6 protein-coding genes are annotated in these 8,972 nt (G+C 50.0%); 3 read left to right on the top strand and 3 right to left on the bottom strand.

Going from position 1 to position 8,972, the window contains the following annotated elements; all coding sequences use genetic code 11:
* Positions 1-219: 219 nt before the first annotated feature.
* The 3 genes from HMPREF0860_RS08365 to HMPREF0860_RS08355 all read left to right on the top strand — a co-directional run bounded on the left by HMPREF0860_RS08365 (position 220) and on the right by HMPREF0860_RS08355 (position 2,196).
* Positions 220-651, top strand: a complete 432-nt coding sequence (locus tag HMPREF0860_RS08365; protein WP_021331300.1) for an Hsp20/alpha crystallin family protein — start codon at positions 220-222, stop codon at positions 649-651.
* A 184-nt stretch (positions 652-835) separates the two neighbouring features.
* On the top strand, positions 836-1,903 hold the full coding sequence (locus HMPREF0860_RS08360) for a threonine aldolase family protein (protein ID WP_021331049.1): 1,068 nt from the start codon (positions 836-838) through the stop codon (positions 1,901-1,903).
* Positions 1,888-2,196, top strand: coding sequence for an MGMT family protein (locus tag HMPREF0860_RS08355; protein WP_021331055.1), 309 nt, complete (start codon positions 1,888-1,890; stop codon positions 2,194-2,196). The genes HMPREF0860_RS08360 and HMPREF0860_RS08355 overlap by 16 nt, the downstream gene beginning before the upstream one ends.
* Positions 2,197-2,204: 8 nt before the next feature.
* On the opposite strand, the gene HMPREF0860_RS08350 is transcribed toward HMPREF0860_RS08355, so the two are convergent.
* The 3 genes from HMPREF0860_RS08350 to gyrB form a co-directional block, all read right to left on the bottom strand.
* Entirely contained in the window at positions 2,205-3,083 is an 879-nt protein-coding gene (locus tag HMPREF0860_RS08350) for an ankyrin repeat domain-containing protein (protein ID WP_156002159.1), read from the bottom strand.
* 1,098 nt (positions 3,084-4,181) lie between these two features.
* Positions 4,182-6,653: a DNA topoisomerase (ATP-hydrolyzing) subunit A gene (gyrA, locus tag HMPREF0860_RS08345; protein ID WP_021331052.1), complete on the bottom strand. Its 2,472-nt coding sequence runs from the start codon at positions 6,651-6,653 to the stop codon at positions 4,182-4,184.
* 102 nt (positions 6,654-6,755) lie between these two features.
* Positions 6,756-8,675 (bottom strand): DNA topoisomerase (ATP-hydrolyzing) subunit B, encoded by a 1,920-nt coding sequence (gyrB, locus tag HMPREF0860_RS08340; protein ID WP_021331054.1) that lies wholly within the window; start codon positions 8,673-8,675, stop codon positions 6,756-6,758.
* Between the last annotated feature and the right edge of the window lie 297 nt (positions 8,676-8,972).

Here is an 8,972-nt window from a genome sequence, read left to right as displayed (position 1 = left end):
TACGATAAAAAGCGTCGTCTGAAATATCGCCGTCGCTTTTTATCTCGAGTTTGCTGGATGTTTGCAGAAGACGTGTATATATATCGTTCCGATAAAAATCGTACGAGTACAATACACCGTATTTGCAAACTCGATTATTGAACGTGTGCGCATTTGCGCACGGCTAAAAACTTTTTCGAAAGTTGCAACTTTCTGCAAAAGTTTTTATGGAGGTTTGATATGAACGAATTGGCACTTTTCAACAGCTTTTTTAATCATGCGCTGAACGACACGATGGGCGATTTCAATTTCGGTACTTCTTTCAACGTGCCGAAAGTCGACGTAAAAGAAACGAAAGACGCGTACATGCTTGAAATGGATTTGCCCGGTATGACCGAAAAGGACGTAAACGTCGAACTCGATCACAACGTCTTGACCATCTCTTCGCATCACGAAGAGAAAAAAGAGGAGCAGAATAAAAACGCGAAAAAGGATGAAAGCAAATGGCTCATCCGCGAACGCCGCGTCAGCGAGTTCAGCCGCCGCTTTACGCTTCCCGACGATGTCAACGGCGAACAGGTTGCCGCGTCCTTTAAGAACGGAGTGCTCACGGTAGCCATACCGCGCAAAGCGCTTTCCGCACCCAAACGCATAGCTATCACTGCCGACTGACGCAGGGTGAACGAAAGATACGGCACGGGCAGACCGCACGGTACATCGATCGTGCCGTATGAGTAAAGTTTTCAGAGAGATCCCGCCGCGCGTTGCGCGGCGGGATTTTTTTAAAGATATGACGATACGCAACGTCAACACCGCTCTCGCCCTTGCAAAGCTTTTGTGATACTATACACCCGCTATGCAAACCGAAAACAAACCGAACTTTGCGTCGGACTATCTGGAAGGCGCTCATCCGGCGATTTTGCAGCGCCTTGCGGAAACGAATACGGAGCAAACTTCCGGCTACGGAACGGACGAACACTGCGAGCGCGCACGAAATCTGATACGAAAAGCTGCAGACTGTCCGAATGCCGCCGTTCATTTTCTTGTCGGCGGAACGCAGACGAACGCGGCGGTCATCGACGCGTTTTTGCGCCCGTACGAAGGAGTCATCGCGGCTGACACGGGACACATCGCCGTACACGAAGCCGGCGCAATCGAAGCAGGCGGCCACAAAGTGCTCACGCTTGCAGGAGAGGCGGGAAAGCTTTCGGCCGAAACGCTCAAGCGGTATCTGCACGATTTTTATGCCGATGAAAACAGAGCGCATGCGGTTCAGCCCGGCATGGTCTATATCTCCCAGCCGACCGAATGCGGCACGCTTTATTCGAAAAAGGAACTATCCGATATTACCGCCCTATGCCGCGAATATGCGCTTGCGTTTTACATCGACGGAGCGCGGCTTGCCTATGCGCTTTCATCTCCGAAAAACGACGTAACGCTTTCCGACCTTGCGGCCGTTTCGGACGCTTTTTACATAGGCGGGACAAAGTGCGGCGCTCTTTTCGGCGAAGCGATCGTCATTCCCGATAAAAACCGTTTGCCTCATTTTATAACGACGATAAAACAGCACGGCGCGCTGCTTGCAAAAGGCAGGCTTTTAGGCATTCAATTTGAAACACTCTTTGAAGACGATTTATACTTCCGCATCGGGAGCAACGCGATCCGTGCAGCAGACAAAATCCGCTCATTCCTCGATACCCACGGTTTCCGGCAGTATTTCGCCTCCCCGACAAATCAAATTTTTATCGTTTTGAAAAACGAAGATTACGCCCTGCTTTCTGAAAAAATCGGTCTTTCTTTTTGGGAAAAAGCGGATGAAGCACACACCGTCGCCCGCATTGCGACAAGCTGGGCAACGACAGACGAGCAGGTCGAACGATTATTAAAAGCGCTTTCGGAACATTCGCCATGCGGAAAATCGTAACGGAAGATTTGGTATACGAAATCCTTTCGGCGGTCGAAGAAATCCCCGAAGGCAAAGTCGCAAGCTACGGGCAAATCGCACGCCTCATCGGCAGGGACAAAAACGCGCGCCTTGTGGGAAACATACTAAGCCGCGCCGAAGATTACGGCGGCTATCCGTGCCACCGCGTCGTCAATCATTCGGGCCGCATCGCGCCGAATTTTCCGGAGCAAAAAAATCGCCTGCTTGCCGAAGGCGTTGCATTTAAAAACGACACTTGCGTCGATTTGGAAAAGCACCGCTGGGAAATATAGAAAAACGTTTACTGTAACAGTGCAAGCGTTTTTTCGTAGATTTTCCGTTTTTCTTCAAACTGCTCCTGCAGTTTTTGACGTTCACCCTCGTCGTTACATTGCTTGAGTTTTTCGGGAAAAGCGTTTTCATCTTCAAGATACTGCTTTTTTACTATGTCGTACGGACGGTTTCCTTCGGCGTCCACAGCATTTTTATCGGCGCCGAAATGAACACACAAATACCGTATAACGCTCGGCAAATCGTCGATATATAATTCATTGTAAGAATGGAAATCTTTGCAAACGTAAAAAAGAGCTCGTTCGACATCCGCCCCGTACCGGACGAGCATCTCCGCATATCTCATATTGTTATATAAAGCGCTCGCCAACGGATTATAAGTAAGTCCGTTATTCGGATCGGCACCCGATTCCAACAGCAGCTCTACGAGCGCATCATTATTGCCGTACTTGATGCTTCCTTGTAAGGGGGTTGTGTGACTGTCGAGGCGCGATTGAACGGCGCGATCGATGTACCTGATGCTTTTCGGAGAAGGGGTTGCCTGACCTCTTCCGATTTTTTCGTCAGGACGCAATTCCATATCCGCGCCGAAGCGTATTAAAAGTCTTATAATTTCCATTATATCATCGAGCTGCTTTTTCGTCAGCTTGTCACGCCGCCGCGCTATGACGCATGCGGCCGTCAAAGGAGTCGCACCGTCCCATGACACATAATTGACGGCCGCACCTTTTTCAAGGAGACGGGCAACGCGGGATTTATCTATCCGCTCTATTGCCGGAAGCAACGGTCCTCGAGTCGATTTGAATACCGCCGCATCGATGACAGGCTGAATATTTTCATCGTAGATTATCCCGATAAAAAGAGGCACTACAAAAATTATGCCGATCACAATACATTTTACGGCTTTCTTTTTGGGTCTTTGCACCCCGCTTATTTTTTTGCGAACAACTCGGACAAGCAATAGAATCAAACCGGCAAGTATCAAAAGCAATCCGATCATACCGGGTATAAACGATATGATACATATAGTATCGCCCGTTGAAAAAATCCTCATCGCAGTAAGCATACACTATATATAATAAAAAATACAGCCGAATACTAAATCAAGGAAACTTTCAAAAAATCGATTTGTGATCCGCTTTGACGGATACTATGATAAATTTCCTTTCAGAACAAGCCGGTAGGCTTACAGTTTTTAGCCAACCGACGGCAGCAACGGAATAAACAAAGGCCCGTTTGCAGATATACAAACAACCGTTCGTTAGTTATCCACATTGTTGAAAGCCTGTGGATAAGTTTTTTTGTTTCACGTGAAACATTTGACACGCCCGATCAAAACATCGACAAAGTTTTACCGCATACCGAAAGTTCTTCTATATTTTTTATAAAATTACCCTACCCTGTGCCTGCCGAAAGCTTTGTTCCGCCCGCAGTGTTTTTTAACCTTCGATCTTACATTCACTCCTAACTTTGTATTATCGCGTTTGCTTTCTCAATTGTTTCACGTGAAACATATCGGCCGAATACCGATTCGAATCTCCGACGGTCGGCAGGTATCACTGCAAATGAGCTTTACCCGTCCCACAGCAGTCTCAGAGCGCAGAGTGTGTTTCACGTGAAACATCAAGCGGAAGAAATGTTTTTCCACAAGTTATGCCCATTGTTGAAAACCCTGCAAGTATTACACTCGTTCCGAGTTCACAGGTTTGCCCTTTATTTTAAATTCGCGGAAAGCGGCGTCCGTATCGGTAACACCAAAAACCCTTAGATAAAAAAAGAGAGCCGGACTGCTCTTTGCAATCCGGCCCTTGCCTGATGACCACCCGCAACCGTATAAAATGCGCAACATCGGTTGTCCCGTATTATCCCATTATACGGCAATGTTGCATTTTTGTCAGCATATTCTTAAAAAAAATACGAAATTTCTTAAAAAAATCGACTCCGATAAAACCGTCTATTTCTTTGTATTATAACAAAATACATACGACTACGTGTTTTTTGTATCGTCTTTATCCGCTTCTTCATCGGCTACGCGGTCGATGCCGACCAAATAATCGGGTGCGTCGACTTTTACGACGGAAACCCCCGTCGAAGCAGTGCCCTGCTCTTTGATATCGCCTGCCGCAACCCGAAGCGTTTTCCCTTGGCTCGTAATACACAGCACTTCATCTCCGTCGGCGACGGCAAGGGCGCCGATTATTTCGCCGCGCTCTTCGGTATTGCCGTAGCACCGCTGGCCGCTGGTACCGCGTCCGTGCGATTTGAAGTCTTCGGGATTGATGCGCTTGCCGAAGCCTTTTTCGGTAACGAGCATGATGCTTTTACCCGCTTCCGCCCGCACGGCCGCCGCGATTTCGTCTCCTTCGGCAAGTTTCATACCGCGCGTTCCGCGGCTCGCCCGCCCCATCGGCCGCACGTCGTCTTCCGATATGCGGAGCGCTTTGCCTCTGCGTGAAACGAAAAATACGTCGTTTTTGCCGGCAGTCAAAATCGCGCTGACGAGCTTGTCGCCGCCGTCGAGTCTGATCGCAATAACGCCCTTCGTCTTTGCGTTTGCAAAATCGCTGAGTGCGGTTTTTTTGACGACGCCGTTCGTCGTCGCCATGAGCACGTAATTATCTCCGCTGAATTCTTTTACCGTCACCGTCGTCGTAATCTCTTCATCGGCGGAAACGGCGAGCAGGCTTTTGATGTGCGAACCGCGGCTCATCTTCGACGCTTCGGGAATTTCGTGGACTTTTATCCAATACGCTTTTCCCTCGTTCGTGATAAACATGATGCAGTCGTGCGTCGATGCGATAAAAATCTGATTGATGTAATCGTCTTCGACGAGGTTTGCGCTGAAACTGCCCTTGCCGCCTCTCCCCTGACTTTTGTACTGCGTCGCGGCAAGCCGCTTGATATAGCCGAGCTTTGAAACGAGGATAACGACGTCTTCCTGTTTGATCATGTCTTCGACGTTGATCTCTTCGATTTCATCCGCAACGATATCGGTGCGGCGGTCGTCGCCGTATTTTTCGGCAAGTTCATTCGTTTCGGTTTTGACAAGCGCAAGCAGCTTTTCGTGATGCGCAAGGAGATCGCGTAAGTGTGCGATAAGCGCTTCAAGTTCCGCAAGCTCTTTTTTCAAATCGTCGATTTCGAGGTGTGTGAGGCGTTTCAGCTGCATATCGACGATCGCCTGCGCCTGCACGTCATCGAAATCGAAACGCTTTTTGAGATTGTTTTTCGCTTCTTCGGTATCGCGGCTCGCACGGATTATTTTGATCACTTCGTCGATATTGTTGATCGCAACGATAAGCGCCTGCAAAATATGCTCGCGCGCAAGCGCTTTGTTGAGTTCGAACTGCGTACGGCGCGTGACGACCTGATCGCGGTGTTCGACAAAGTGCTGTACGAGCTGTTTGAGCGTGAGTATCTGCGGCCGCCCGCCGACGAGCGCGAGGTTGATGACGCCGAAATTCGATTGAAGCGCCGTCTTCGTAAACAGCTGATTCAATACGATTTTCGTAATTGCACCCCGCTTCAAATCGATGACGATCCTCATACCGGTGCGGTCGGAGCTTTCGTCGTTTATGCCGGTTATACCGTCGATATCTTTGTTGCGCGCGAGTTCGCCGATGCGTTCACACAGCACTTTCGTATTTACACCGTAGGGCACTTCCGTAAAGATAATCGACTCTCGGCCGCCTTTTGCCGTTTCGATATTGAACCGGCCGCGCACGATTATTTTACCGCGGCCCGTTTTGTACGCCTGTTTGATGCCGCCTCTCCCGAAGATAATGCCGCCGGTCGGAAAATCGGGGCCGCGCACGATTTTGCTCAATTCTTCTATCGTTATGTCGGGATTGTCGATATAGGCCGATACGGCCGACGCGATTTCACGGAGATTGTGCGGCGGCATATTCGTCGCCATACCGACTGCGATGCCGGACGCACCGTTTACGAGCAGATACGGCAGTTTCGACGGGAGCACGGTCGGCTCTTTTGCCGTTTCGTCGAAGTTCGGAACAAAATCGACCGTATCTTTGTCTATGTCCGCGACCATCTCTTCGGCAAGCTTTGCCATCTTCGCTTCGGTATAGCGGTATGCGGCAGCGGGGTCTCCGGCAATTGTACCGAAGTTTCCCTGCGGCGTAATCACCGGATAGCGCAGATAAAAATCCTGACCCAAGTGAACGATCGCATCGTAGACGGAAGCATCTCCGTGCGGGTGGAATTTACCGAGCACGTCTCCGACGATTTTCGCGCATTTTCTCGTCGCACCGCTGCTTCGAAGACCGAGTTCGTCCATCGCGTACAATATGCGGCGGTGAACGGGTTTTAATCCGTCGCGGACGTCGGGGAGCGCGCGGCTCGTGATGACCGACATCGAATAATCGATATACGCCTGTTTGACTTCCGCATCGATAGGAATCGGTATCAGCGTACCGCCTTCCGGTGTTTGTATCTCTTCCATAATTACAATCCTTATTGATTTTATCGGGTCATTATGCTTGCGTTTTGCCGCCGAAAACACGAGCTGCGAGCGATCGAGCCGGCGGATGACAAGCGCAAAACGTCAAACGTCCAAATTGGCGTAAACGGCGTTTTCTTCGATAAACTTGCGGCGCGGTTCAACCGCTTCTCCCATGCACACGCTGAACATTTTGTCGGCGGCGACGACATCGGGAATCGTCACGCGCTTCATTTTACGCCTCGCGGGATCCATCGTCGTTTCCCACAGCTGCGTACCGTCCATTTCGCCGAGACCTTTGTAGCGCTGAACGGAAGCCTTTGCCGCATTGTCGCCGAGCTGCTTCAAAACTTCGGCTTTTTCGTTGTCGTCGTATACGTACCACTCTTTCTTATTCCAGCTCACTTTGTACAGAGGCGGCATCGCAAGATACACATAACCGTCTTCGATGATCTGCGGCATATAGCGGAAAAAGAACGTCAACAGCAGCGTGCGGATATGCGAACCGTCGACATCGGCATCGGCCATGATGATTATCTTGTGATAGCGGAGCTTCGATATGTCGAAATCTTTACCGATCCCGGCGCCCAAAGACGCGATAACCGGTTCGAGTTTGTCGTTGTTGATCACTTTATCGATCCGCGTCTTTTCGACGTTGAGCATTTTGCCCCACAGCGGAAGGATGGCCTGCCGCTTCGAATCGCGGCCTTTTTTGGCCGAACCGCCTGCGGAATCGCCCTCAACGATGTACACTTCGCATTCGGCGGGATCTTTCGACGAACAATCGGAAAGTTTGCCCGGAAGACCGAAACTGTCGAGACCGCTTTTACGCCTCGTCGCTTCTTTTGCCCGCCGAGCCGCAATCCGCGCGCTCGCTTCTCCGACCGCTTTTTCGAGGATCTTTTCCAAATCCTGCGGATGCTGTTCGAAAAAGAGCGTCAATTTTTCTTTGATGAGGGAATCGACGATCGTGCGCACTTCGCTGTTGCCGAGCTTCGTTTTCGTCTGCCCTTCAAACTGCGGTTCGGGCACTTTGAGCGATAAAACGGCGGTAATGCCCGCACGGACGTCTTCGCCGGTGAGCTTTTCGTCCATCTTTTTGGAAAGTTTTTGATTCGCTTCCAAAAATTTATTGAGTACGAAAGTCAGCGCGATTTTAAAGCCGTCGAGGTGAGTTCCGCCTTCAACCGTATTGATATCGTTGACGTAAGTATAAATCGTTTCGTTATAGCCGTCGTTGTATTGGAGCGCGAGTTCGGTCATAATGCCGTTGTCTTCGCCTTCGATAAACGCCGGTTCCGCCGGAATGACGTTTTTCCCTTCGTTGAGATAGGATACGAAGTGGCGGATGCCGCCGTCAAATTTAAAGACGACCTCTTTCGGTGTTTCGAGCCGCTCGTCGCGGAATACGATCGTAATGCCGCTGTTCAAAAACGCGAGTTCGCGCAGGCGCTTTGCAAGCACGTCGAAATCGTATGTCGTCGTTTCGGTAAAAATCGTTTTGTCGGCTTTCCAGCGTATCTGCGTGCCGTGTCGGTCGATCGGCCCGATTTCCTGCACTTTCGTCTTGGGTACACCGATTTCGTACCGCTGAAACCAGCGTTTACCGTCGGAATCGATCGTCGCTTCCATCCATGAGGAAAGCGCGTTGACGCAGCTGACGCCGACGCCGTGGAGACCGCCGGAAACTTTGTACGCGCCTTTATCGAATTTACCGCCGGCGTGCAGACGCGTTAAAACGAGTTCCAGTGCGCTCACGTGCTCCGTCGGGTGCATACCGACGGGAATACCGCGCCCGTTGTCTTCGACGCGTACGATATCGTCTTTTTCGAGGGCAACGATGATCCGGTCGCAAAAACCCGCCATCGCTTCGTCGATACTGTTGTCTACGACTTCATATACGAGATGATGAAGTCCCTGCGGCCCGGTCGAACCGATATACATACCCGGCCGCTTGCGCACCGCTTCGAGACCTTTTAAAACTTGAATGCTGCCCGCTGAATAATGTTCCGGTGATTGACTCATGCTTTACCTTTGATGATTTTCAGTATATTTGTATATATTATAGAAAAAATTGATACTTCACTATAGCAAAAAAAGGGAAAAAAGTAAAGAACGAGCGATTTCGAGCAGTGCGGAGAAATCGCGAGTGTCTCCTATAAAAGAAAAACGCGTTAGCGTTTTTCAACTTTCGACTTATTCGAGCAAATCCGAGCAGTGCGCAGGATTTTCGTGTGTCTCCGATAACAGAAAAACGGCTTGCCCGTTTTTCGACTTCAGACTTAAAAGAGCAAATCCGAGCAGTGCGGAACTTGCAACGAG

The sequence above is a fragment of the Treponema socranskii subsp. socranskii VPI DR56BR1116 = ATCC 35536 genome (assembly GCF_000468115.1).
Taxonomy (GTDB): domain Bacteria; phylum Spirochaetota; class Spirochaetia; order Treponematales; family Treponemataceae; genus Treponema_D; species Treponema_D socranskii.
This window is presented reverse-complemented; position numbering and strand designations above follow the sequence as displayed.